21 protein-coding genes are annotated in these 24,489 nt (G+C 59.1%); 13 read left to right on the top strand and 8 right to left on the bottom strand.

Features of this window, described 5'->3' with window-relative positions:
• The first annotated feature begins 168 nt into the window (after nt 1-168).
• From ACFFT4_RS25100 to ACFFT4_RS25090, 3 genes are all read left to right on the top strand, one after another.
• Nucleotides 169-2,007: an assimilatory sulfite reductase (NADPH) flavoprotein subunit gene (locus ACFFT4_RS25100; protein WP_378051711.1), complete on the top strand. Its 1,839-nt coding sequence runs from the start codon at nt 169-171 to the stop codon at nt 2,005-2,007.
• A 33-nt stretch (nt 2,008-2,040) separates the two neighbouring features.
• Complete coding sequence (gene cysI / locus ACFFT4_RS25095; protein ID WP_378051710.1) at nt 2,041-3,756, top strand: assimilatory sulfite reductase (NADPH) hemoprotein subunit; 1,716 nt, start codon at nt 2,041-2,043, stop codon at nt 3,754-3,756.
• Nucleotides 3,757-4,160: 404 nt separating this feature from the next.
• Nucleotides 4,161-5,642 carry a L,D-transpeptidase gene (locus ACFFT4_RS25090; RefSeq protein WP_378051709.1) on the top strand — a complete coding sequence of 494 codons (1,482 nt, stop codon included), beginning with the start codon at nt 4,161-4,163 and terminating at the stop codon, nt 5,640-5,642.
• Nucleotides 5,643-5,660: 18 nt separating this feature from the next.
• Here ACFFT4_RS25090 and ACFFT4_RS25085 read toward each other — a convergent pair whose 3' ends face one another.
• The 3 genes from ACFFT4_RS25085 to ACFFT4_RS25075 all read right to left on the bottom strand — a co-directional run bounded on the left by ACFFT4_RS25085 (nt 5,661) and on the right by ACFFT4_RS25075 (nt 7,803).
• Entirely contained in the window at nt 5,661-5,804 is a 144-nt protein-coding gene (locus tag ACFFT4_RS25085) for a hypothetical protein (protein WP_378051708.1), read from the bottom strand.
• A 112-nt stretch (nt 5,805-5,916) separates the two neighbouring features.
• Entirely contained in the window at nt 5,917-6,810 is an 894-nt protein-coding gene (locus tag ACFFT4_RS25080; protein WP_378051706.1) for a carbohydrate ABC transporter permease, read from the bottom strand.
• A gap of 21 nt (nt 6,811-6,831) precedes the next feature.
• Complete coding sequence (locus ACFFT4_RS25075) at nt 6,832-7,803, bottom strand: ABC transporter permease (protein ID WP_378051704.1); 972 nt, start codon at nt 7,801-7,803, stop codon at nt 6,832-6,834.
• Between the two features lie 194 nt (nt 7,804-7,997).
• Between ACFFT4_RS25075 and ACFFT4_RS25070 the strand changes: the two genes are divergently transcribed.
• From ACFFT4_RS25070 to ACFFT4_RS25035, 8 genes are all read left to right on the top strand, one after another.
• Complete coding sequence (locus tag ACFFT4_RS25070) at nt 7,998-9,551, top strand: response regulator transcription factor (RefSeq protein ID WP_378051703.1); 1,554 nt, start codon at nt 7,998-8,000, stop codon at nt 9,549-9,551.
• Nucleotides 9,526-11,349 (top strand): sensor histidine kinase, encoded by a 1,824-nt coding sequence (locus ACFFT4_RS25065; RefSeq protein ID WP_378051702.1) that lies wholly within the window; start codon nt 9,526-9,528, stop codon nt 11,347-11,349. Before ACFFT4_RS25070 ends, ACFFT4_RS25065 begins: the two co-directional genes overlap by 26 nt.
• 157 nt (nt 11,350-11,506) lie before the next feature.
• Nucleotides 11,507-13,114 (top strand): ABC transporter substrate-binding protein, encoded by a 1,608-nt coding sequence (locus ACFFT4_RS25060; protein ID WP_378051701.1) that lies wholly within the window; start codon nt 11,507-11,509, stop codon nt 13,112-13,114.
• A gap of 55 nt (nt 13,115-13,169) precedes the next feature.
• Complete coding sequence (locus ACFFT4_RS25055) at nt 13,170-15,404, top strand: alpha-galactosidase (protein ID WP_378051699.1); 2,235 nt, start codon at nt 13,170-13,172, stop codon at nt 15,402-15,404.
• Nucleotides 15,405-15,913: 509 nt separating this feature from the next.
• Nucleotides 15,914-17,008, top strand: coding sequence for a quinone-dependent dihydroorotate dehydrogenase (locus ACFFT4_RS25050; protein WP_378051698.1), 1,095 nt, complete (start codon nt 15,914-15,916; stop codon nt 17,006-17,008).
• An 11-nt stretch (nt 17,009-17,019) separates the two neighbouring features.
• Nucleotides 17,020-17,826, top strand: a complete 807-nt coding sequence (yjbM, locus tag ACFFT4_RS25045; protein WP_378051697.1) for a GTP diphosphokinase — start codon at nt 17,020-17,022, stop codon at nt 17,824-17,826.
• A 208-nt stretch (nt 17,827-18,034) separates the two neighbouring features.
• Nucleotides 18,035-18,469: a DUF309 domain-containing protein gene (locus tag ACFFT4_RS25040; protein WP_378051696.1), complete on the top strand. Its 435-nt coding sequence runs from the start codon at nt 18,035-18,037 to the stop codon at nt 18,467-18,469.
• A gap of 5 nt (nt 18,470-18,474) precedes the next feature.
• Nucleotides 18,475-18,924, top strand: coding sequence for a hypothetical protein (locus ACFFT4_RS25035; RefSeq protein WP_378051694.1), 450 nt, complete (start codon nt 18,475-18,477; stop codon nt 18,922-18,924).
• 23 nt (nt 18,925-18,947) lie between these two features.
• On the opposite strand, the gene ACFFT4_RS25030 is transcribed toward ACFFT4_RS25035, so the two are convergent.
• Together ACFFT4_RS25030 and ACFFT4_RS25025 are read right to left on the bottom strand one after the other, a co-directional pair.
• Nucleotides 18,948-19,403, bottom strand: coding sequence for a PCYCGC motif-containing (lipo)protein (locus tag ACFFT4_RS25030; protein ID WP_378051693.1), 456 nt, complete (start codon nt 19,401-19,403; stop codon nt 18,948-18,950).
• Complete coding sequence (locus ACFFT4_RS25025) at nt 19,403-19,906, bottom strand: thioredoxin family protein (RefSeq protein WP_378051692.1); 504 nt, start codon at nt 19,904-19,906, stop codon at nt 19,403-19,405. Before ACFFT4_RS25025 ends, ACFFT4_RS25030 begins: the two co-directional genes overlap by 1 nt.
• Nucleotides 19,907-20,056: 150 nt before the next feature.
• Between ACFFT4_RS25025 and ACFFT4_RS25020 the strand changes: the two genes are divergently transcribed.
• Nucleotides 20,057-20,896, top strand: a complete 840-nt coding sequence (locus tag ACFFT4_RS25020; RefSeq protein WP_378051691.1) for a pseudouridine synthase — start codon at nt 20,057-20,059, stop codon at nt 20,894-20,896.
• Nucleotides 20,893-21,690, top strand: a complete 798-nt coding sequence (locus ACFFT4_RS25015; protein WP_378051689.1) for a Cof-type HAD-IIB family hydrolase — start codon at nt 20,893-20,895, stop codon at nt 21,688-21,690. The genes ACFFT4_RS25020 and ACFFT4_RS25015 overlap by 4 nt, the downstream gene beginning before the upstream one ends.
• Before the next feature lie 131 nt (nt 21,691-21,821).
• Here the strand turns inward: ACFFT4_RS25015 and ACFFT4_RS25010 are convergent, their stop codons facing one another.
• The 3 genes from ACFFT4_RS25010 to ACFFT4_RS25000 form a co-directional block, all read right to left on the bottom strand.
• Entirely contained in the window at nt 21,822-21,914 is a 93-nt protein-coding gene (locus ACFFT4_RS25010; RefSeq protein WP_106359402.1) for a sporulation protein YjcZ, read from the bottom strand.
• Nucleotides 21,915-22,250: 336 nt separating this feature from the next.
• Nucleotides 22,251-23,201 carry a D-2-hydroxyacid dehydrogenase gene (locus ACFFT4_RS25005; protein ID WP_378051687.1) on the bottom strand — a complete coding sequence of 317 codons (951 nt, stop codon included), beginning with the start codon at nt 23,199-23,201 and terminating at the stop codon, nt 22,251-22,253.
• 63 nt (nt 23,202-23,264) lie between these two features.
• Nucleotides 23,265-24,452 (bottom strand): GGDEF domain-containing protein, encoded by a 1,188-nt coding sequence (locus ACFFT4_RS25000; protein ID WP_378051686.1) that lies wholly within the window; start codon nt 24,450-24,452, stop codon nt 23,265-23,267.
• Nucleotides 24,453-24,489: the final 37 nt, after the last annotated feature.

Raw genomic sequence — 24,489 nt, 5'->3', positions numbered from 1 at the left:
TCGGCCGGGCGTCGAATTGGCGCGTATATTAGCTTATTTGATTAATGCTATAAGATCATTCTAATTGACCCGTCCCGCCGGCTGTGTTAGGTTCAATAAGTAAAATAAATTAAGGTAACATGAATACTGGGGAATAGAGATTAGCATACGCGCGCGAGGTGGATAACGTTGGTCTTTCAAGTATCAAACAGTCCTTTCGATCAGGAGCAAGTCGACCTGCTGAATCGGCTGCTGCCCCGCTTAACGGAATCGCAGCGGATCTGGTTAAGCGGTTATTTATCGGCCTATTCCGGTGCGGCCGCGGTCGCGCCGACGACAGGCGTCCCGGCCGGACTGCCCGCGGAGACGCCAAGCGCGCCTGCCGCGCCGGCGGCGCCGAAGGAAGCGACCGTGCTCTTCGGCTCGCAGACCGGCAACAGCAGCAAGCTGGCGAAGAAGCTGACCAAGAAGCTGGAAGAGCAGGGCCTGCAGGTTACGCTGGCTTCGATGAACGATTTCAAGCCGAATGCGCTTAAGAGCGTCAGTCATCTTCTGATCGTGGTCAGCACGCACGGAGAAGGAGAACCGCCCGACAGCGCGCTCGCCTTCCACGAGTTTCTGCACAGCAAGAGAGCGCCGAAGCTGGAGGCGCTGAGCTTCTCCGTGCTGGCGCTGGGCGATACGTCTTACGAGTTTTACTGCCAGACCGGCAAAGACTTCGACAAGCGTCTGGAGGAGCTTGGCGGCAAGCGTCTCGTCGAACGCGCCGATTGCGACGTAGACTTCGACGAGGCGGCCGAGCAGTGGATGGGCCAGGTCGTATCGGCGCTTGGCGCGCCAGCTGCCGGCGCGGCGGCGAGTACGGCGGCGCCGGCTGCGGCAGGCGGAGCGGTCGAATCCGAATTTTCGCGATCGAAGCCTTATGCTGCGGAAATTCTGGAAAACTTGAATTTGAACGGACGGGGCTCCGACCGGGAGACGAGACATCTGGAGATTTCCCTGGAAGGCTCCAACCTGCAATACGAGCCCGGCGACAGCTTGGGCATCTACCCGGAGAACGATCCGGAGCTGGTTGCCGAGCTGATTGAAGCGATGGGCTGGTCGGCCGCCGAGCAGGTGGCGGTGAACAAGAACGGTGACAAGCTGCCGCTGGGCGAGGCGCTGCGCAAGCATTACGAAATCACGGTGCTGACGAAGCCGCTGCTGGAGCAGATCGCGAAGCTGGCCCCCGGCAGCGGAGTCGGCGAACTGCTTCAGGCGGGCAAGGAACAGGAGCTTCGCGCTTATCTTGCCGATCGGGACCTGCTCGATCTGGCGACGGATTACGCGATCAAGGGCGTGCCCGCAAGCGAGTTCGCGACCGTGCTGCGCAAGCTTCCGGCGCGTCTGTATTCGATCGCGAGCAGCCCGAGCGCTTATCCGGACGAGGTTCACGTGACGGTAAGGGCGGTGCGCTACGAGGCCCGCGGCCGCGCCCGCAAAGGCGTCTGTTCGGTGCATCTGGCGGAGAGAGCCGCGGCGGGCGATACGCTGCCCGTATTCGTGCAGCAGAACGACAACTTCAAGCTTCCGCAAAATCCGGAGGCCCCGATCGTCATGATCGGCCCCGGCACCGGCGTTGCGCCGTTCCGGGCTTTCCTGGGCGAGCGGGAGGAGACGGGCGCGACGGGGAAATCGTGGCTTTTCTACGGCGACCAGCATTTCGCGACCGATTTCCTGTACCAGATCGAATGGCAGCGGTGGCTCAAGGACGGCGTGCTGACGCGCATGGACGTTGCCTTCTCCCGGGATACGGATCAGAAGGTGTACGTGCAGCACAGAATGCGGGAGCATGCCAAGGAGCTGTACGAATGGCTGCAGGCCGGCGCATACGTCTATGTGTGCGGGGACGAGAAGAAGATGGCGCACGACGTTCACCGCGCGTTGTTGGACATCCTCGAACAGGAAGGCGGCCTGACGCCGGAAGCGGCGGGCGAGTATATGGCGCGGCTGCAGCAGGAGAAACGTTATCAGAGGGACGTCTATTAATCGGTCCCGACGATCGCGAGAGGAGAAAACAAGATGTCGGAAAATAACCTGATGAACCCAAACAGCGCTCCGCACAGCGATGTCGAAGATATTAAAGTCCGCAGCAATTACTTGCGCGGCGTATTGGCGGAGGTGCTCGAGGATCGCATTACCGGCTCCATCCCCGAGGACGAGAACCGGCTGATGAAATTCCACGGCAGCTACATGCAGGACGACCGCGACCTGCGCAACGAGCGGGCGAAGCAGAAGCTGGAGCCGGCTTATCAGTTTATGCTGCGCATTCGCGCCCCGGGCGGCGTCGTCACGCCGGAGCAGTGGCTGATGATGGACCGGATCGCGCAGCAGTACGCAAGCGGATCGATCCGGCTGACGACCCGTCAATCGGTGCAGCTGCACGGCATTATCAAGTGGAACATGAAGCAGACGATCCAGGAGATCAACGCCTCGCTGCTGACGACGCTGGCCGCGTGCGGCGACGTTAACCGGAACGTGATGGCGTCCCCGAACCCTTATCAATCCGAGGCGCATGCCGAGGTGTACGAATGGGCTTCGCGCATCAGCCGCCATCTCGAGCCGCAGACGAACGCCTATCACGAAATTTGGCTGGACGGCGAGAAGGTCGTGGACACGAATGCGGAGCAGGAGCCGATCTACGGTCCGGTATACTTGCCGCGGAAGTTCAAGATCGGGCTGGCCGTGCCTCCGACGAACGACGTCGACGTCTTTTCCCAGGACCTCGGCTTTATCGCCATCCTCGAGGACGGCAAGCTGCAGGGCTTTAACGTTACGGTCGGCGGCGGCATGGGCATGACGCACGGCGATCCGAAGACGTACCCGCAGGTGTCGCGCGTCATCGGCTTCTGCAAGCCGGAGCAGATGATCGACATCGCCGAGAAAACGGTGACGATCCAGCGCGACTATGGGGACCGCGCCGTGCGCAAGCACGCGAGATTCAAGTATACGATCGACGATCACGGCCTCGACTGGTTCAAGGGCGAGCTGACCAAGCGGCTCGGATGGCAGCTGGAGGCAGCGCGCGAATTCCATTTCGACCATAACGGGGACCGCAACGGCTGGGTGAAGGGCATTAACGGCAAATGGCACTTCACGATATTCATCCAGAACGGCCGGATTAAGGACGAGGAAGGTTATCCCTTGATGACGGGGCTGCGCGAGATTGCCAAGGTGCATACCGGGGATTTCCGGCTTACGCCGAACCAAAGCCTGATCATCGGCAACGTCAGCGCCCAGAAGAAGAAAAAGATCGAGGCGCTGATCCAGACGTACGGGCTGACGGACGGCAAGCACTATTCGGCGCTGCGGAGAAATTCGATGGCCTGCGTCGCCCTGCCGACGTGCGGACTGGCGATGGCCGAGTCCGAACGGTATTTGCCGGACCTGCTGGAGAAAATCGAGCCGATGCTGGAGCGCAACGGCCTGCGCGACGACGACATCGTCATCCGCATGACCGGCTGCCCGAACGGCTGCGCCCGTCCCGCGCTCGCGGAGATCGCGTTCATCGGGAAAGCGCCCGGCAAGTACAACATGTACCTGGGCGGAGGCTTTGCCGGCCAGCGGCTGAACAAGCTGTATAAGGAAAACATCGGCGAGAAGGAAATTTTGGACTCGTTGTCCCCCATCTTCGAGCAATACGCGAAAGAGCGCAACGAAGGCGAGCATTTCGGGGATTTCGTCATCCGGGCGGGGCACGTCAAGGAAGTGCTGTCCGGCCAGGATTTCCACTCTTAATTCGAACGGAGCTTTTCCGAAAGAAGTCAGGAAGTAACGCTAAGAAACATCGATATCAGAAAAAGGGCTATCCCAAAAGTGTAGAGAGTCGTATCGAACGATGCTCGATGGAATGATGCAAGTCGCATCTATCTCCTTCCGCTGCTATACGATCCTGAAATTTTGAACTGGCAAACCCGTAAATGGGTCATTTCAGGAACGTATAAGGCAGTCTCCAGGAGATAGATGCTCTTCTTTTTCATCGATCCTCTTGTACGACCTGACTTATGGGACAGTCCCGTTTTTTTTCCCGATGATCCAGCTACCTGACTTACGGGACAGCTCCGTTCTGTTTGTTCTTTAGAACAAGCCAAGAAAATCCGATAATAAGGGAGGGATAAACGAACAGTCGCGGAGGTGACGCCATGAGCAAGGAATCTCGCATTGACGAACAGATCCAGCACTTCTATGACAACGTTCCCAATGTCGGAGACGCTTTGCCGCTCAAGGAGTACCTCCTTAAGCACGAAGACAGCCGGATGGCCTGGTATTTGCTGGGCAAGGAATACGAAGGCAAGGGAGACAAGGCGAAAGCCACTTACTGCTTCGCGCAGGCGGGGGAAATCTACGAGGCGTTCGAATCGAAGCCGGCGCCCCAGCTCCCTGAAAATAAAGCAAGCGAGAAAGCCGGGTGGAAAAAGTGGACGATCGCGCTGCTCATTCCGATCCTGCTCGTGGGAGGAGCGGTCGTAGCCGTGCGGGAGCTGCTGCAGGACGGGGACGATCCGGCGGCCGTCGAGACCGCTGCGGCCGTTACGGAGCCTCCCGCTGCGGCGACGGGCGTTCCGCCCAAGCCGCCGGTCGGCGGCAAGCCGGCGCCGCTCCCGGCGGGCGTAGTGCCGCCCGATCAGATCGCGGGCGCTCCGGGACCGGAGGAGCAGGGGCGCAGCGTGCTCGGGGAGCTGCTGACGAGCCAGCCTTCCCGCCAGCCCCGTCTGCTGGTCGCCGTACCGAAGCTCGGAAAGTGGAACGACTGGGTCAAAAGCGGCAAGCCGATCGCGACGGTCGCTTCGGACCGCGAATCGGGTCTGGCGGGCGTCGAATGGTTCGATCCGAAATGGTGCGACTGCAAGCCGGAGGACGGCAAAGCCAAAGCCGCGGCCAAGCTCGTCGAAGGCTGGAAGCCGCTGCAGGAGGAGAAGCTGGCGCTGCGCTCCGCGATGACCCGCTACAAGGAAAGAACCGGTCAATGGCCGGATTCGCCGGAGGCGATGGCTGGGGATTATCCGGCGAACACGATGGCGGGCTGGACGGAGAGCATGTCGTCCTGGTTCGAAGAGCTGAAGGCCGTGCTCACGGACAAGACGGACGGCAAAATCCCGCAGACCGCAGGCTGGCCGGACCGTACGGGACCGGATTCCGGGCATGGCGCGCCGGCCGGCACGCTCGCTCCGCTGACGGAGCTTCCGCTGGAAATTATCGTCGATAAGAGCAATCACCGGCTGGCCGTCGTCAGCGGAGACGTTATTGTGCGCAACTACGAGGTCGGGCTGGGCGGCGACAAGACGCCGGAAGGCAAGTTCGTCATCTCGGAGAAGGTGAAGGATCCGAACGGCAGCAGCACCGGCGCCTTCGGCAGCCGGGGCATGACGCTGTCGGACACGCGCTACGGCATTCACGGAACGAACGAGCCGAAGAGCATGGGCAAGGACGAATCGCTCGGGTGCGTGAGAATGACCCAAGAGGACATCGAGGAACTGTACGATCTCGTCCCGCTAGGAACGCCGGTCACGATAGCAGAAGAAGGAGGTTTGCCCGACGAGCTGCGGGCGCCGCCGGAACGCTTCCGGCTGCCAAGCACGCAGAACGAGACAAACCCCCATAAGGTTTATGATTGGCTAGGTTAATGAAACGGCGGTCGCGGCTTAAATGTCCAGCGCGAGCAGCACCGCCATGACCACAATAATGAGACCGACGGCCGCCCCGATCCAAATGAGCGCCTTCTTGTTGATCTGCTCCTTATCTTTTGGACGTGACGTGACGGGCGGTTTCTTTTTGTGCGTGCTCATGCATATCAACCTTTCTATCCTATGATTCGCGAACTCCCTCTATTGTAATCGTTTTCCCTATAAAATGCCAGACAAGCCTTGCATATTGCGCAAGCAAGGTCCGCCCGGGCCTTCAGTTTTTGATCGCGCCCATCATAATCCCTTTGACGAAATATTTCTGCACGAACGGATAAACCAGAATGATCGGAAGGGTGGCGACCATCGTGACCGCCATCCGGATGCTTTCGCTGGATACCGGTATCCGTTTGGAGCTTTGCGCGAGCTGTTGGGCGTCCGTCATCATCGCGCCGGTCTGGAACTGGTTGAGGATTTTCACGAGCACCGCCTGCAGCGTCTTCAGCTCGGGCTTGTAGGTGTAAATGTACGAATCGTACCAGGCGTTCCAATGGCCGATGGCGAGAAACAAGCCGATCGTGGCCAGCACGGGCACGCACAGCGGCATGACGATGCGGGCGAAAATTTGCAAGTCGTTGGCGCCGTCGATTTTGGCCGATTCCTCGATTTCCCCCGGAAGCTGTTCGATGAAGGTGCGCACGAGAATCATCAGGAACACCCCGATCGCCCCCGGAAAAATAAACACCCAGAACGAATCGATCAGCCCCAGCGACTTGATGATCATGTAGGTCGGAATAAGTCCGCCGCCGAAATACATCGTAAACACGAAGAAAAACGAAAAGTATTTCCACCCGAGCAAATGCCGCTTGCTCAGCGCGTAAGCGAGCAGGGAGATGCAGAAGATGGACAGAATCGTGCCGACGATCGTCCGCAGCACGGTCACCTGCAGCGCGCTCCAAATTTCGGGATTGCGGAAAATGGTGTTGTAGCTGGCCAGGGTGAACTCCCGCGGCCAGAAATACAGGCTGCCGCGCAGCGTATCGGTGGCGTCGTTCAGCGAGATGACGAGAATGTTCCAAAACGGATAAAAGGTAGCCACAAAGATGCAGGCGAGAAACAGGTAAAGAGCGGCGTCGAACAGATGCTCGGGAATCGTTTTAGTGTTGTTCATGCGGGTTCCTCCAAAGTCGGGCTAGAATAAGGATTGGCCGTTGATTTTTTTCGCCGAGTAATTGACGATCACCACGATGATAAAGGCCACGACGGAGCTGAACATGCCGACGGCCGACGCGTACGAGAACATGCCGTTCTGGATGCCGTAGCGGAACGAATAGGTGGACAGCACATCCGAGTAGTCCTTCGTCAGGTTGTTGCCGAGCAGGAAGTGCTGGTCGAATCCGGCGTTCAGGACGCCGCCCAGCGCGAGAATGAGCAGAATGACGATCGTCGGCTTGAGATGGGGCAGCGTAATGTAGCGAATCTGCTTGAACCGGTTCGCCCCGTCGACTTTGGCCGCTTCGTACAGCTCCGGGTTGATGGCGGAGATGGCCGCCAGGTACATGATTGAGCTGTAGCCCATGTCCTTCCAGGTATTGCCGAGCGCGACGATCCACCAGAAATATTTGCCGTTTTGCAGGAACAGCACGCTTTCGTCGGTCAGATGCAGAAACTTCAGCAGCGCATTGATCGCGCCGTCGGAGGACAGCAGCGTGACGATGATGTTCGCCGCGATTACCCAGGAAATGAAGTAGGGCAAATAGGACGACGTCTGGACGATTTTTTTGAAGCCGGCGTTCTTGATCTCGTTGATCGCGATGGCGATCAGAATCGGCATCGGGAACGAGAACAGCATTGTGATCAGGGTGGAAGCCAGCGTGTTGCGCATAATGATCAGGAAATCGCCGTTGTTGAAAAAGTAGCGGAACCAGTCCAGGCCGACGAACTCGCTGTGGAACAGGCTTTCCCAGAATCTTCCCAGCGTAGGCTGGTAGTTCACGAAAGACATATACAAGCCGGCCATCGGGGCATAAGCGAACAGGACCGCCCAGATCAGCGCCGGCAGCATCATCAGGAACAGGAACTTCTGTTGTTTGAAAGCAGGCCATACCGCTCTGCGGGTGCTTCTCGCCGTCGGCCGGCCGCGTACGTTCGTGTCGGTTTGCAAACAGGTCACCTCGTCGTTTCGTAATCGTCTTGATCGCAGCAATCAAATTATAAGACGGTCCGAAAAAGGCTGTCGATAAAGCAAACGATCGAAAGATGCTTGAAAACGACTTACATTTGCCGAGAGCATTCAGCAACCGAAGATGTAAGCGCTATAATGGATTCGAAGGCTGCATGCGAAGGAGGAGTCGGGAGATGTACAGTATTTTTCTGGTGGACGACGAGGAACTGGAACTGGAAATGATGCGGGACTTCATTCGCTGGGAGGACATGGGAATCTACGTGGCCGGAGTCGGCGTTAACGGGAAGGATGCCCAGGAAAAAATACAGGCGATTCAGCCGGATATCGTTCTGACCGACGTGCAGATGCCGCTGATGGACGGACTGGAGCTGGCCAAATGGGTCAGCGAGCAATACGCCTGGATGCAGATCGTGTTTCTGACCGGACACGACGAGTTTGCGTACGTCAAATCGGCGCTGCACGTCGGCGCGGTCGGGTATTTGCTGAAGCCGCTCGACCTGGAGGAAATCTCCGGGGTGATGGAGCGGGTGAAGCGCAAGTGCGAGGAGGCGCGCCTGAAAAATAAATCGCTGCGGGTGACGAAAGCGAATTTGCTGAAAGAATTGCTGGACGAGAAGGAGGCCGGACGGCGCGACAATCTCGCTGCCGGCCTGCTCGCGCTGGAGCGGCGAGCCTCGGAAAGCCGATATGCGCTGGCGCTCTGCTGCGTGGACCGGGATTTCTCCGCCCATGCGGGGGAAACCGGGGCGCTCTCGAGGCTGGCCGACGCGGCGGAGGATTATTTTCGCGAGCTGGGGCTTGAGGTTGCGATTGTTCGGCACAGGGAGGACGAGCTGGCGATTTTCCGGGAAGCGGGGGAGTCCGACGCGACGAGAGAGCAGTGGGCCGCGCTGGGCCGGACGATTCGCGGGCGGCTCGGCCTGTCGGCGACGATCGCGGTCGGCGGGGAATACGCGGAGCCGGGACGGATCGACGAGCTGTACGGGCAGGTTCGAAGCCTGGGCGACGAGCGGTTTTATCTCGGGCCGGGGCAAGTGATCGAGACGGGAGACGTGAAGCCGGGCTATAGCTGCGATACGCTTCCTCCGTTTCCCGAGGAGCGCTGGCTCAGCGATCTGCAGCAGTCGAACCGGGAGGAGGCGGAGCGGAAGCTCGCCGAATACGGCGGCAATCTGAGGCAGCTGCGGATTGGCAGGGCGGTCGTGTCCGAATGGGCGATCGGGCTGCTCGCCCGCCTGGAGGAGCTGCTGCATCCGCCCGGACTGGGCGGTCATGCCGCGCCGGGCAAGCGGGCGGCGCTCTACCATGCCGTATACGACTGCCAGACGCTGCAGGGGATCGAAGCGATTATCCGGCAGGCGGCGGAGCAGTATATGAACCTGCTGGAGGAACGGTCCGGCGACAAGAACGCCAAGCTGGTGCGCCGGGTCTGCGAGATCATCGACCGCTCCTATCACGAGCCGATCACGATCAACGGCTTGTCCGCGCAGGTCTACCTTTCTCCCAATTATTTGCGTTCGCTTTTCCGCGAGAAGACGGGCATGACGATTCACGATTATTTGACCAGAATCCGCCTGGACAAAGCCAAGGAGATGCTGGCCGATCCGGCGCTTAAGGTGCAGGACATCGCGCAGAAAATCGGCTACGAAAGCGCGTCCTATTTTATCTCCCTATTCCTTAAAAACCAAGGAGTTACGCCCAATGAATACCGAAAAAACCTGCGATGAGCCCCGGGAGGCGAACGGACGGAGCGGGCTTTACCGGCGCATCTCCCGTTTTCGTCGGGACTGGTTCAGAAATTTGCGCCTGCGAAACAAGTTTTTTCTGATCTTCCTGATCGTTTCCTTTATCCCGATATCCGTGCTCATTTCGTATTCCTACTCTTCGACGAGAGACACGATTACCGAGCAGACGTATTCCGCCCTGGGCGGCACGCTGGACCAGATCGGCACGAATATCGAGAACCGGCTCGGCTATTACGATCAGCTCTCGAACATTTTCTACATGGACGCCCAGCTGCGCAATTACTTATCCAACGATTACGAGCAGGCTTTCTATTATTTGGACGCCTTCCGCTACATTAACCGAACAATGTCCTCGATGCTGATCTCCAACGCCAACATTCAGGGCATCACGGTGTATATCGACAACAAGACGCTTTATTCCGACAAGCAGTTCGTCAGATATACGGAGGAGCTTCCGGAGACGGCGAAGCGGGCCGCGCTGGAAGCGGCGGGGAAGCCGGCATATACGCAGATCGACGATCCGCAGACGGGAGAATCCTTCGTCACGCTCGTTCGCTCGTTCAGCTATTTCAGCCTGACGCACCCCTACGGGATTTTGGCGATTATGATCGACGACGCCGAGATCTACTCGCTGATCGAGAAGGAAAGCGGCAATAAAAGCGTCTATATTATCGACGCCTCCGGCCGCGTCGTCAGCTCCGGAGACCCGGACATGAAGGGCGGATCGCTGTACGATACGTTCCCGATCAAGGACAGGCTGAACGCGTCCGGCGGCAGCTTCGACGCCCGGATCGACGGGCAGGAGCGCTTTTTTACTTATAAAAGGCTGGACAACGGCTGGACGACGGTCATTACCGTCCCCTACGACGAGCTTCTGGCCAATGCGAACGAAGCGACCAAACGGATCGTCTGGATATCGGTTGCGGTGATCGCGGTGGCCGCGCTGCTGATCTTCGTGACCGCGCAGGTCATTACGAAACGGATCGAAGGGCTGCTGCAGCAAATTCGCAAGGTGGAGCGGGGCGTGTTCCAGGTCAAGCTGAAGCCGATGGGCGACGATGAGATCGGGCAGCTGGCCTTCGCCTTCCAGAAGATGGCGTCGCGGGTTCAGGAATTGATCGACGAGGTGTACGTGAAGGAAATCGCCGTCAAGGAATCGGAGCTGACGACGCTGCAGGCGCAGATCAATCCGCATTTTCTGTACAATACGCTGTCCTCGATATCCGCGCTGGCCGTGAAGGAAGGCAGCATGCAGGTGTACCGGATGGTGAACTACCTGTCGAAGTATTACCGGATTTCGCTGAACAAAGGGAAAAGGGTCATTCTGCTCGAGCAGGAAATCCAACTGGTGAAGAACTACATCTCGATTCAGGAAATCCGCTTCCGCGGCAGATTGCGCATGCATTACGAGCTGGACGAATTGCTGTTCAACCGCACGGTCATCAAGCTGCTGCTGCAGCCGTTTGTCGAAAACTGCATCCACCACGCGATCTGGAGCGAGGACGGCATCAACATCGTCGTGAAGCTGAGGGCGCAGGACGAGGACATTCTGCTGCAGGTCATCGACGACGGACTGGGCATGACGCGGGAGCAGCTGGAGCAGGCGTTCAGCAAGACGAACAATCCGTCCGGCTACGGGATCAAAAACGTCGACGACCGGATCAAGCTGGCCTACGGGGAGCGTTACGGCGTGGAAATTTTCAGCCGGCTCGGCATCGGAACCAGCGTAACCGTGCGCATTCCGCTGAATACGGCCGATTCCGCGCTGCCTGCCGGCTGAGCCGGGGGGGCCGCTCCCGGTGAAGGCGAAGAAAGACATTTTCCACTATCGATTGTAACTTTGCGTTATAGATTATCCCTATGCGGCTTTCTACAATTGAGGTGAAGCTTGGAAGCTGATAGCCAAGCGCAAAAGCCGAAGAGAGGGGTTTACACGTATGAACAAAAAATTGCCGTTCCTCGTATCCGCGGCGCTGACCGTCGCTCTGCTCGCAGGGTGCGGCTCCGGAGACAAGCCGGCGGCCGGCGAAGGGGCGGGCGCGGACGAGCTGGCTCCGATCAAGTTGACGTGGTTCGATAAAAACGTAGGCGACCCGTTTACGAATCCGGTAGCGAAGAGAATTACGGAGAAAACGGGGATAACGGTGGAAATCCAGCAGCCGACCGGCAATCCGGCGGAGAAGCTGAACCTGATGCTGGCCAGCAACGACCTGCCCGACGTCGTCATGCTGGACCGCGGAAGCGATATTATGAACAAGTATATTTCCTCGGGCGCCGTCGTTCCGCTGAACGACCTGATCGATCAATACGGACCCAACATCGCGGCGATGTATGGAGATACGCTGAAGAAGACGCGCAGCGCCGACGGGAAAAACTATTATTTGGCCAACTGGTACGGTCTGGAGCAGTATCCGGTGTTCGGCTTCCTGATGCGGATGGACTTGATGAAGGAGCTCGGCGTCGGCGACAAGGTGAACAACGGCGAGCCGTTCACGGCCGAGGAATTCGAAAATCTGCTGAAGCAGTTCAAGGAAAAATATCCGACGATCGACGGCAAGGTGACGATCCCGATGACGCTGAACGGGGAAAACATGAGCGACGTGGTCGGAACGTTCAAGGGCATGTTCGGCATTATGCCTTATTACGAGGCGGACGGCCAGTTGAAGAAGGATATTCGCGATCCGCGCTATCTGGAAATGATGAAGTTCATGAACTCGCTGTACCGCCAAGGCTTGCTGGACAAAGAATGGGTCACGATGAAATCGAAGCAGTACGAGCAGAAGCTGGCCTCCGGCAGCGTGTTCGCCACCGCGGCCGCCTCCTGGAACGTCGGCAATCCGAATGCGCTGCTGAAAGCCGACGCTCCGAACGAAGCCACGAAGGAAGAACGGCAATTTTATCAATATAAAGTGCTGGCTCCGGGGATCGGTCCCGATCAAACGTCCTACGGTCCGAAAAGCTCGCTCGGCTGGGACGGCGTCGCGATCAGCAAGACGAACAAGGATCCGGTGCGCACGATCAAATTCCTCGATTTCCTCGCCAGCGAGGAAGGCCAATATTTGATGATGTGGGGGCTGGAGGGCGAGCATTGGGATACGGTGGACGGCAAGCACGTGCCGCGCCAGGAGGTGCTCGACGCCTTTAAGGAGAACTGGGACGAAGCTTCGCGGTCGACCGGCATCCGCAAATGGACCTGGACGATCAAAAACGGCCCCGGCTCGGACGGCACGCCGTACGATCTGATCGGCCGCTACGCCAGCGATCCGACGACCGATCTGGCGATCAAAAACCTCGCGGACACGTCGTTCGACACGGCGCCGTACGACAGTCTCGGGCCGGCCGGCGGCACGCCGGAGGCGATTATGGACACGAAGGTCAACGAGACGATCAACGAATATTTCCTGAAAATGGCGCTTGCGCCAAGCGAACAGGACGTCGACAGCCTGTACGCCGCGATGATGAAGGAGGTCGAAGCCGCCGGCTTGTCGAAGCTGGAGCAGGTCTACGACAAAAACTATCAGGAACGCATGACGCTGTGGAAATAAACGGACGTCGCGAAAAAGCGGGAAGTCGTCGCTGACGATACGAGGAGGGATCGGCATGGACAACGCATCCGGCGCAACCGTCGGCAGCAGCGGGGAACTCGGCGCAACTATCGGGGGTGGCGGAGAACTCGGCGTAACGATCGGCGGAAGCTGGGAATCCGGCGCAACCATCGGAGGTGGCGGAGAACTCGGCGTAACGATCGGTGGAAGCTGGGAATCCGGCGTGGCGGTTAGCGGAAGCGGACAATCCGGCGCGTTCGTGGAAGCGGACAACGGTCTGGCGCGGCTGCGGATCGACCTGGAGAAGGGCGAATTCGCCTGGAGCTGCGGGGAGCGGTTCGCCTGGACGGACATTCGCGGCGCCTTTCGCTGGCAGGGTCGGGAATACGATACCGCCATGTACGACCGTCATGCGCTGAAGGAGGAGCCGCGCGACATCGCGGACGGCTTCGGCCAGGGCAAGCAGGTGACGGTCGTGCACGACAAAGCGGGCCTTCCGGGCATCGAGCAGCACTTTTACGTCTACGAGCAAACGCCGTTTTTTCTGATGCGAACGATCGTCGTCGGGGAGCCGACTATGAAGCTGAACCGGATCGTTGCGCTGCGCTCCGCCAAGCTGCATTGGGGGCAGGAAGCGGACGACGCACACCGAGAGGCCGAGGAGCTGCGCGTGCTGCGCATTCCTTACGACAACGACAAGTGGGTGCGCTATACGGCCGCTGCGCTGCCGCTTGATCTCGAAAGCTACGAGGCAACCGCGTTGTTCCGCCCGGGCAGCCGTCGCGGATTCGTGCTCGGCTCGGTATCCCACGACGTCTGGAAAACTGGCATCAGCGTAAAGGCTGAACGGATCGACAAGCTGAACGGGCTGGAGCTGTACGCCGGAGCCGCCGGGGAAATGACGCGCGATACGCTGCCGCACGGCTACGTGAAGGGTGCGCGGATCGAGGCTCCGCTTGTATTCGCAGGCTACTACGACGATTACCGCGACGGGCTGGAGGCTTACGGCCGCGCCAACGCGCTGGTGGAGGCACCGCTGCGCTGGGAGGGCGGCGTGCCGTTCGGCTGGAACAGCTGGTCGGCGGCGATGAGCACGCTCGATTACGAGCTGTATACGTCGACCAGCGATTTTCTGGCCGCGGAGGCGCAGCCGCTCGGCTTCAAGAACGAGGAGACGCTGTACATCAATTTCGACGCCTTCTGGAACCGGCTCTCGGCGGAGGAAATGGAGGACGCGCTCCGGCGGGTAAGGAGGAACGGGCACAAGCCGGGCACGTACTGGACGCCGTTCGCCTTCTGGGGCAGTCCGGCCCAGTTCGCGCAGTCCGTGGAAGGGACGGACGGCAAGTATACGTATGCCGATATTCTGCTGCGCGACCATGAAGGGGAGATCGTGGCGGACATCGCCGGAGGGCTGGCGATCGATCCGACGCATCCCGGATCGCTGCAACGAATCGACTGGTTTACGGGCAAGATGATCGCCGACGGCTTCGAGTATATTAAGCTCGACTTCATGGCGCACGGCGCGCTTGAGGGCAAGCACTACGCTCCGGACGTGACGACGGGGATCGCCGCTTATCGGTACGGGCTGTCGTACTTGGCCGCCAAGCTGTCGCCGGAGGCGGCGGGACGGCCGATCTTCGTCAACCTGTCGATCGCGCCGTTGTTCCCGTACGCGTTCGCCCACAGCCGCCGCATTTCCTGCGACGTGTTCGGCCGAATCGGGGACACGGAATATTTGCTCAACTCGCTGGCTTACGGCTGGTGGATGAACGATTGTCTGTACCGCTTCAACGACCCGGACCATACGGTGCTCTACAAAAGCTTTAACCAGGAGACGACCGGCTGGCAGGAAGGGAGAAGCCGTCTGACCGCTTCGGTCATCTCCGGCACGGTGCTGCTGCTGGGCGACGATTTCCGCAAGGAGGAGGCGGCCGAACGCGCCAAAGCCTGGCTAAGCAATCGCGCCGTCATGGACGTCGCCCGGCTGGGCCGAACGTTCCGGCCGATCGAGGCCGGCGTCGGCGACAAGGCCCCGGACGCGTTCGCGCTGCTCGAGCCGGCGGGCGAACGGGGCGCTTCGGGCGCGGCGGCTTACGTGGCCGTATTCAACTTCGACGCCAAGGCGGGGACGCGCAAAACCGTCTCGCTGGAGCGGCTGGGGCTGGACGGAGGCAAGCGCTACGCGGCCGCGGACCTGTGGGAGGGCACGGAGCGCGTCGTGGCCGGGGAACTGGCGGCGGAGCTGGAGCCGGCGGAAGCGAAGCTGTACAGAATCAGCGAATTGTAAGGCGAAATCGCCAATTAACAGGCCTGCTGTCCGGATGTTCGTACCGGCGGCGGGCCTCTTGCAGATAGGGATACGATGTACCGTTTATAACCTTCGAAACCTGCGCTTTTCTGCGGCCTGCGGCCGCGGAAGGCGTTTTTGCATGCAAATGTGAAAATTTGGTTAACTCGACTTGTCCGATCCGGCCTCGGAAAGGCAGGTTGCCCTTTTCTTTTGCTCGCGAAAAGGCTAAACTGATACCCGAAAGGTTTTCGTTCGCGCTCGTAATTTATGGCATTTTTTTGACTTGCCGACTAGGGCGTGTCTGAAAACCCGCTCAGGGGCATCTTTCACCGCCTTTTCGCCCCCTGCTTCGTCACTTTTGTTTGACGTACCTCCGGTACGCCTTCACAAAAGTTCCTTGCATGGAACGAAAATTCGGCCAAATCTGCTTGCCCTCGGAGTATTCAGACACGCCCTAAGCTTATAGGTAGAATTTATATTGGCGCCGTGAAAGGATGTCGACTTCATTGCTGTATCGTTTGGCCAAACCGTTCTTATTTAAAATGGATCCGGAGGATGCCCACCACCTGATTATCGACGGCATGGGAGCCGCAGGGAAGGTGCCGGGCGTGCCGGGCCTGCTGTCGGCGATCTGGGGAACGAAAGCTTCGCCGGAGCTTGCGGTCGATCTGTTCGGTCTTCATTTTCGCCATCCCGTCGGCCTGGCCGCGGGCCTGGATAAAAACGCGAAAGCCGTCGCCGGATTGTCCCGGGTCGGCCTGTCGTTCATGGAGGTGGGCACGGTTACTCCGAAGGGACAGCCGGGCAACGAGCTGCCCCGCTTGTTCCGCCTGCCTCCGGACGAGGCGTTGATCAACCGGATGGGCTTTAATAACGACGGGGCGGACGAGATGGCCGGGAGACTCGCCAAGCTGGGACGGCGCCGCATTCCGCTGGCGGTTAACATCGGGAAGAACAAGGCGACGCCCAACGAGAACGCGGCCGACGATTATCGGGCGTGCGTGAGCAAGCTTTTTCCGTACGGGGATTTCTTCGTGGTGAATATCAGCTCGCCGAATACGCCGGATTTGCGCGCGCTGCAGCACGGAGACGAGCTGAGAAGCCTGCTTGACGCGGTGAAGGACGAGATGGGCAAGCAGGCGGAGCGCCACGGCGAGCTGCCGAAGCCGATTCTCGTCAAGATCGCGCCGGACAACACCGAGGAGCAGCTCGAGTACATGGCCGAGGCGATCCAGCTCAGCGGCATGTCGGGCGTTATCGCGACGAACACGACGATCGGCCGCGACGGATTGACGCACCGCAACGCGGGAGAGACCGGCGGCCTCAGCGGACGTCCGCTGACGCAGCGTTCGACCGAGGTGGTGCGCAGTCTGTACAAGATGACGCAGGGCAAGCTGCCGATTATCGGCTCGGGCGGAATTTTCACGGGGGACGACGCTTACGAGAAAATTCTTGCGGGCGCAAGTTTGGTAGAGGTGTATACGGCAATGATCTATAAAGGGCCTGGATTGCTGAAGGAAATTCATGCCGGCCTGCTGCGAAGGCTGAAGCAGGACGGATTCACCCGAATTACGCAGGCGATAGGAGCGGGCGTTCGTTAGGAGGTACGTCGATGGACGGAATGGATTGGGGGAAGTTCCTGCTTCCCTACGAGCAAGCGGTGGAAGAGCTGAAGGTCAAGCTGAAGTCGCTGCGCTCGGAACTGAAAGCCAGGGACGAATACGCGCCGATCGAATTCGTCACCGGCAGGGTAAAGCGGGTATCCAGCATTTTGGAGAAATCGCGCAGACTGGCCGTTCCGATGGACCGGATCGAGGTCGGCATCGAGGACATTGCGGGCATCCGCATCATGTGCCAGTTCGTGGACGATATTTACCGCGTCGCGGAGATGATCCGCCAACGCAAAGATTTGACGATGGTGTACGAGAAGGATTACATTACGAACTACAAGGACAGCGGCTATCGCAGCTACCATTTGATTATCGAGTATCCGGTGCAGACGTCGCTCGGCTCCAAGCCGGTGCTGGCGGAAATTCAGATCCGGACGCTGGCGATGAATTTCTGGGCGACGATCGAGCATTCGCTGAACTATAAATATCGCAACCAGCTGCCCGAGCACGTGAGGGAGCGGCTGCGCAAGGCGGCGGAGGCGGCGTTCTCCCTGGATAACGAGATGTCGAGCATCCGCCAGGAAATTGTCGACGCCCAGCAGGATTTCGAGGAAAGCTCGCTTGTCGTAAGGCGGGTGCTTAACGAGATCCAGGAGCTGTACTTCTTCCGCAGGGTCAGGGAGGCCGCGCAGTTCCAGCGCCGCTTCAACGAGCTGTGGGAGCAGGACGACCTGTGGGGGCTCAAGGAGCTGTCCGTCGAGGTGCAGGCTGCGCTTAAGCGCGCGGGCAAAAACGGCGGACACTCCTAATGGGCGGACGGGGCTAAAGCGGGCAGGATGGCTTGAACAGGGCGGATGCGTGTAAGGAAGATATGCCGAGCGGGCCGCGTTGAAGCGGTAGCATAGAGCGAGTCGAGGCGGCAGGAACGTCTGGAAAGTGATGCGTGTAGGGAACAAATCAGGGTTGAAACGGATAGGAACGGCCTGAAAAGGTAGTGCGCGTAAGGAGCGGGGCGGTATGAGAAACGCAAGTTGGGAAGCCATCGTGGACGATTCGCGTTATCTGGCCTTTGTCGTCTATTTCAATCGGGATCGCGATTATTTCGAATGTCATGAAGTGATGGAGGAGCTGTGGCTGGAAAACGGCCGCAGCTCCTTGCTGCAGGGACTGCTTCAAGCGGCGGTCGGCCTGCACCATTGGGATAACGGCAACCGCTCCGGCGCGGTCAAGCTGATGACGGCTTCGCTGGAGAAGCTGGGCGCGTATGGCGGAGATATCGCGCTCGGTCTGGATCTGGCGGATTTGCGGCGGAGCTTGAAGCTTTGCCTGGCAGAGTTGTTGGCCGAGCGGCCGCTTGACGCTCCGTTCCGAGCCTTCGAGCTGCGGATCGTCGACGAGAGCCTCCGCGCGGCGGTGGAACGCTGGAGCGACGCCGGAATTGAGGCGGAGTAGCGAAGATGGTGGTGGTGGGCCTGCTAACGGCGCGTGAGGCCGTTATTCCGGAGATAGTGCCGATGGTGGGGCTGTTAACGGTGCGTGAGACCGTTATTTCGGCGATAGTGCCGATGGTCGGGCTGTTAACGGTGCGTGGGACCGTTATTTCGGCGAGAGTGCCGAAGAACGGGCCATTAGCGGTGCGTGAGACCGTTATTTCGGCGAGAGTGCCGAAGAACGGGCCATTAACGGTGCGTGAGACCGTTATTTCGGCGATAGTGCCGATGGTCGGGCTGTTAACGGTGCGTGGGACCGTTATTTCGGCGATGGCGGCGACGATTGGGCCGTTAACGGCGTGGGAGACCGCTAGCGGAGGCTTCGGCCGATTTTGTCGCCTGAGTGGCGGGGGAGTGAGCGAAGGAACCGCACATCGAGGATGGAAAAAAACAAACCGTCGGAGCCTCGCGAAGTGAAGCGTACCGACGGTTTGTTCTCATTAGGCGTTCGGGTTAAAATTGTCTTCGATAAGCTGATGAATCTCATCCGGCGACTTGCCTTGCTTGCTCCATTCTTCGATCTTGGCAAGCTCCTCGGAGCAGATGCCGCAGGTGCCGCTGTGATCCGTCCAGGTGATGCCGTCCTCGTTCTGGGACGCGACGTAGCAGCGGAAGAGGGAGGCATGCGGATCGTCTTCGTACTCCATGCAGCCGCAGTAGCAGTTGACCAGCTTCATGATGTCCTCGTACTTGCCGACAACCGAATACAGGTGCTTTGTTCTTCCCGAATATTTCTCGAGGAAGGAAGGCATGTCCGCGAGCGACGCCTCGGCTTCCCACGTTTCGTTCCCATGGCGGTGGGGTTCGCTGTTTTTATCCCCTCCGCCGCAAGCGACGAGCAGTATCCCGCCGGCGAGCAGCGCGGCCGGCAAGGCAAGCAGCCATTTGGCGTTCATTAGTCGTTGCCCTCCGGCTTATGTTTTTCGAAGAACGCTTTGAAATCGTCCAGCGAGTAGCCCACGGTCGCCTCCGATTGCCGCAAGCCGCCCTGCATGCGATCGGTTTCCACGCCTTCCTTGAAGTAGACCAGCGTAGGAGTGGCGTCGATGTTCATTTTGCCGAAGTAGTCCTCGAACTCCCTCAGGTTGAACTGGTGCATATTAATGCCGAGCTCGTCCGCGAGCGGCTTCAGCTCGGGTGTCGTGGCTTGACAGTGCGGGCAGTTCGAAGCGTAGAAGTAGACGAAGAAGCTTTCCTTGTCCTTCAGCTTCTGATTCAATTCGTCCGGAAGAATAAGATTGCTGTAATTCGGATCGTTCAATTGCGCGCGCGTCTCGGGCCACAGCTTGTCTTCCGGCTTGCCGTAGACGGTGTCCGGCTTCAGGTTGTTCAGTACGACGAGAGCGATGATCAACACGGCCAGAATGCCGAAGAAGATCGATAGTTTTTTCGCATTCATGAACTATTCCCCCCAATTCGAATCGGTAAATATGTACGGAAACATGGACATTCTCCTCCAACTCTCTTACATTATACCTAATAAGGCCGCCGAAAAAAACCGCGCGTTCGGCAATGACATGAAACTGTCAAAAAGAAAGCAGGTATAAAAATGAAAGCAACAATCAGACTCGATAAAATGCTCGGGAATCTCGGATACGGGACGCGCAGCGAAATTAAACAGTGGATCAAGCAGGGAACGGTGACGGTAAACGGAGAGGTAACCAAGGACCATGGGCGAAAAGTGGACCCGAACGCCGATGCGGTAACGTTAAACGGAGAGACGATTCGTTATCGCGATACGGTGTACGTGCTGCTGCACAAGCCCGCAGGGGTCGTATCCGCGACCGAGGATTACCGCGATCGGACCGTGATCGATCTGCTGGACGAAGACTTGACCGTGCTGTCGCCTTTTCCGGTCGGGCGGCTGGATAAAGATACGGAGGGGCTGCTGCTCATTACGAACGACGGAAAGCTGTCGCACGAGCTGCTCTCTCCCCGCAAGCACGTTCCGAAAACGTACCGCGCGCTGGTCGCCGGCGTCGTCGGCCAAGCGGACGCGGAGGCGTTCGGCAGCGGCGTAAGGCTGGATGACGACTATGTGACGATGCCGGCGCAGCTTCGGGTGCTCGCGTCCGCCGAATCGGCGGCTGGCGGCGGCATGAAGGCGGACGCGCCGGACGATGCCGCGGAGATGGCCGCGGTGCTCGGCTTCGCGCCTTCCGGCCAGGAAGCCCAGCCGTTAAGCTGGATCGAGCTGACGATTCACGAGGGCAAGTTCCATCAGGTGAAGCGGATGTTCGAGGCGGTGGGCAAAAAGGTGCTCTACCTGCGCCGGGTGGCGATGGGGCCGCTGCGGCTCGATCCCGGTCTTGCGCCCGGGGAGTGGCGCGAATTGACGGAAGAGGAAATCGACAGCTTGAGAAACTATCGGAAGGATGGACAGGAATGAATTATCGCTTGATTGCTTTGGATGTGGACGGCACCTTGCTTAACGACGATCACGAGCTGACGCCCAGAGTCGGACAGGCGGTTCGGGAGGCGGCGGAGCGGGGAGCGGAAATCGTCATCTGCACGGGCCGCGGCTCGACGAGCGCGCTCGGCGTACTCCGGGAGCTGGGCTTGCGGGGCACGATGATTACCCATAACGGCGCTTCCGTCGTCGACAGCGAGACGAGGGAAGTGATTCACGATACGGCCATCACGCATGAACGCGCGCGCCGCTACATGGACTTTTTACGGGAACGGGGCATCCATTACGATCTGAACACGGCGTTCGACCTGTTCGTCGAGGAGATGAACGAGGAGGCCGCGGCGATGTACGGAAATCTGCTGGCCAAGCCGATTAAGACGAGCTTTGCGGAGAGCCTGCCCGAACGGCTGGTAAAAATGTCGATCTACGCGCCCAAGCCCGTGCTCGACGAGGTCGAGTCGGAATGGCAAAGCTGGGCTCACGAGCTTCAGACGATTCGCAGCGGGGATTATTTTATCGACGTGCAGCATCCGAACGCAAGCAAAGGGCAGGCGCTGCAATGGCTGGCCGAACAGAGGGGAATACCGCGCGAGTGCATTCTGGCGATGGGCAATTATTATAACGATATGGAAATGCTGGCGTATGCGGGATGGGGCGTGGCGATGGAAAATTCGCCGGACGAGGTGAAGGCCGCGGCGGACGAAGTGACCGTCTCCAACAACGAGGACGGCGTCGCGGTCGTGCTGGAGAGGCTGGCGATCGCGCGGGCGTGACGCCGGGTGACACTGCCGCCGCATAGCTCTCGTAGGCCCGAGCATCCCGGCGCCGCATGAAAAAAAGCAAGCCGGTATCCGGCTTGCTTTACGCGCAAAGCTGGCGAACGCGCAGCGGTTGCTCCCGCGGTTTAGTAACCAGCGCGTAAAATGATGACGAGCAGAATAAACAAGACCAGCACGAAGGCTGCCGATGCATAATATCCGCCGACTGCACCAGACATGCAAATTCCTCCTTCATGAAGATGATAGTGGGGGGCGTGCCGAAGCGGGCGCATCTTGTGCGTGATTCGGAGAGTATAAACTTCGCTCTACTTTTCCGAATCAGCTCCGACAAAAACGCGATTCTGCGTCAGGAGGACGCCGAAGCCGTTTTTGTTTGTGTCCCTCACTTCGGTCTACATCTATATTATGAAGAAGGATGAGCGCGGATTGGACATTTACCCCGGGATGGACGATTTTGGGTAAATGCGGAGTAGGCGGTACAAGAAGGGGCTGTTCCCTAAGCCAGGGCGACTAAAATGACCCTCTATTGGCTTATGGAACACCCCCTAAAGTCATTAATAGCTGCGGCTGAAATCGACTACGTTGCGGACGGGCTTGCCTTCCTGCAAGTACGCATCCAGATTGTCCAGGAGGATTTCGGCGACCCGCGTCTTGTAATGGTCCGTCCAGCCTCCGATATGCGGAGTCACGATGACGTTGTCCATCTTCCAGAGCGGATGGTCCGATGGCAGCGGCTCGACTTCGAAGACGTCCAGACCCGCGCCGCCGATCGTCCCCTGCTCGAGCGCCGAGACGAGCGCGTCGGTGTCGACGGACGGTCCGCGCCCGAAGTTGAAGAACAGGCCGTCGGATTTCATGCGGGAGAACTTCTCCGCATTAAAAAGATGATGCGTCTCCTCGGTGTAAGGGAGCACGTTCACGACCATGTCGCTGCGGGACAGCACGTCGTCGAGCTTGTCCATGCCGTACATTTCGTCGATTTCGGCGATCGGACGGGCGCTCTTGCGCACGCCGAGCGTCGTCATGCCGAACGCCTTGGCCAGGCGGGCCATCTCCGTGCCGATCGCGCCGACTCCGATGATGCCGATCGATCGTCCGGCCAGCTGATAATACCGTTCCGACACGTGCCATTCTCCGCGGCTCTGCTGGCGGATCGCCCGATGCAGATTGCGGCTGAAGGCGAGCAGCATCGCGAACAGCGTCTCGGTCATCGACACCGGATGAATGCCGCTGGCGCTCGTCACGGCGACGCCGCGTTCGCGAAGTCGATCGAGCGGCAGCTTGTCCACGCCGGCCGAGTTCGTCTGCACCCACTTTAACCGGACGGCGGAGTCGACGGCTTCCTCCATCTTGGCGTTCCAGCCGAGCACGATCTCGGCATCGCGGTAGTGCTCCGCCGTAATTTCCGTATCTTGAGCCGATACGATGGTCCACTCCGGGATTCTCTGGCGGATTTGCTCGATATGTTCGTTTTTCAGCGGGAACAGCAGCAATAAAGTCGGCATGTTGAAAGTTCTCTCCTCATAATGAAGTAGTTGTCGATGCTCGATTTCAGGGCGCCCGGCCAATCAGCCTTTGCGGCGCTTCGGAACGGCAGCCGGACCTTCCGGCCGGCCCATCGCGGCGTAATCGGTAACTCGGTTTTTGCCGTTCGTCTTGCTGTGGTACATCGCCTGATCCGCCTGCTTCAACAAGGATTCGGCCGTGTCTCCGGGGGAAGCCATGCTGAAGCCGACGCTTACGGTGACGATCGTCTCCTTCTCGGTGCGGGAGCGGATGCTCTCGGCCGCTTTCGCCGCGGCGGAAGCCGGCCCGACAACGAAGGCGACAAGCTCCTCCCCTCCATACCTTCCGGCCAACCCGATCCCGTCCGTCTCCTCCACCAACAATGCGGCCACCTGCTTCAGCACGCCGTCGGCTTTATGGTGCCCGTGCGTGTCGTTCAGTTTCTTAAAATTGTCGATGTCGCAAAAGATCACCCCCGCCTGCCTGTCGCTTTTTAGAATCGGGTCCAGTCTGCCCATGAAGTATCTGCGATTGTACAGATTGGTCAAGCCGTCCGTAATGGAGGAACGATAGACGGATTGCAAAATCTCGACGACCCGTTCGAAAATGATGGCGAAGAGCAGAATATAGTAGAAGACCGGCAGCAAGCCCGCGATGGTTTTGAAAATGGACGCCTCGGGCGCCCAGTAGACGGAAGAAATGCTGGACAGCTGCATCGTAAAGGCGATCCACAGGCTGGTCATATACTTGCGGGGCTGACCGATATGCGGAGCGAACATCAGCACGAACAGCGGGCCTAACAGCAGCAAATAGCCGTCAAGAGCCGGCGCGGAGCGGATGGCGCCGATCCAGGACTCATCGGACGACAGCGCCACGGGAAGGATATCTCCGACGGCGGCCAGCAGGCCGCCCGCGAGCAGTCCGAAAAACCAGAGCCGCGTTCGCGGACGCCTGCGGTGATACAGCTCGAAAATCGCGAAGTTGATCACGATAAACGCATAGACCTCCAGGAGCTTGCCGACGAAAGCGAGCACCGGGGCGGACGGAGCCAGCTCCAGCGAAATCGCGATCTGCAGCAGCTGCTGGATTAAAATAAACGCGAGGGAGGTCAGCAGAGACCGGTAAGCGTGCCGACGGTTGCTCGCGAACAGCCGATAGGACATGAACAGCATGAGCGAGACGATAACGACGGCCATTGCCGACGAGAACAGCAAGGCGAATTTGTCGGAACTCAGCGTGATCAGAAACATGGGAGTCTCCTTAACAAGACGGTCTATGAAACTTGCA

Source organism: Cohnella cellulosilytica, from assembly GCF_042431195.1.
GTDB classification, from domain to species: Bacteria; Bacillota; Bacilli; order Paenibacillales; family Paenibacillaceae; genus Cohnella; species Cohnella cellulosilytica.
The sequence above is the reverse complement of the archived record's forward strand: the minus strand, read 5'-3'. Positions and strand labels throughout refer to the sequence as shown.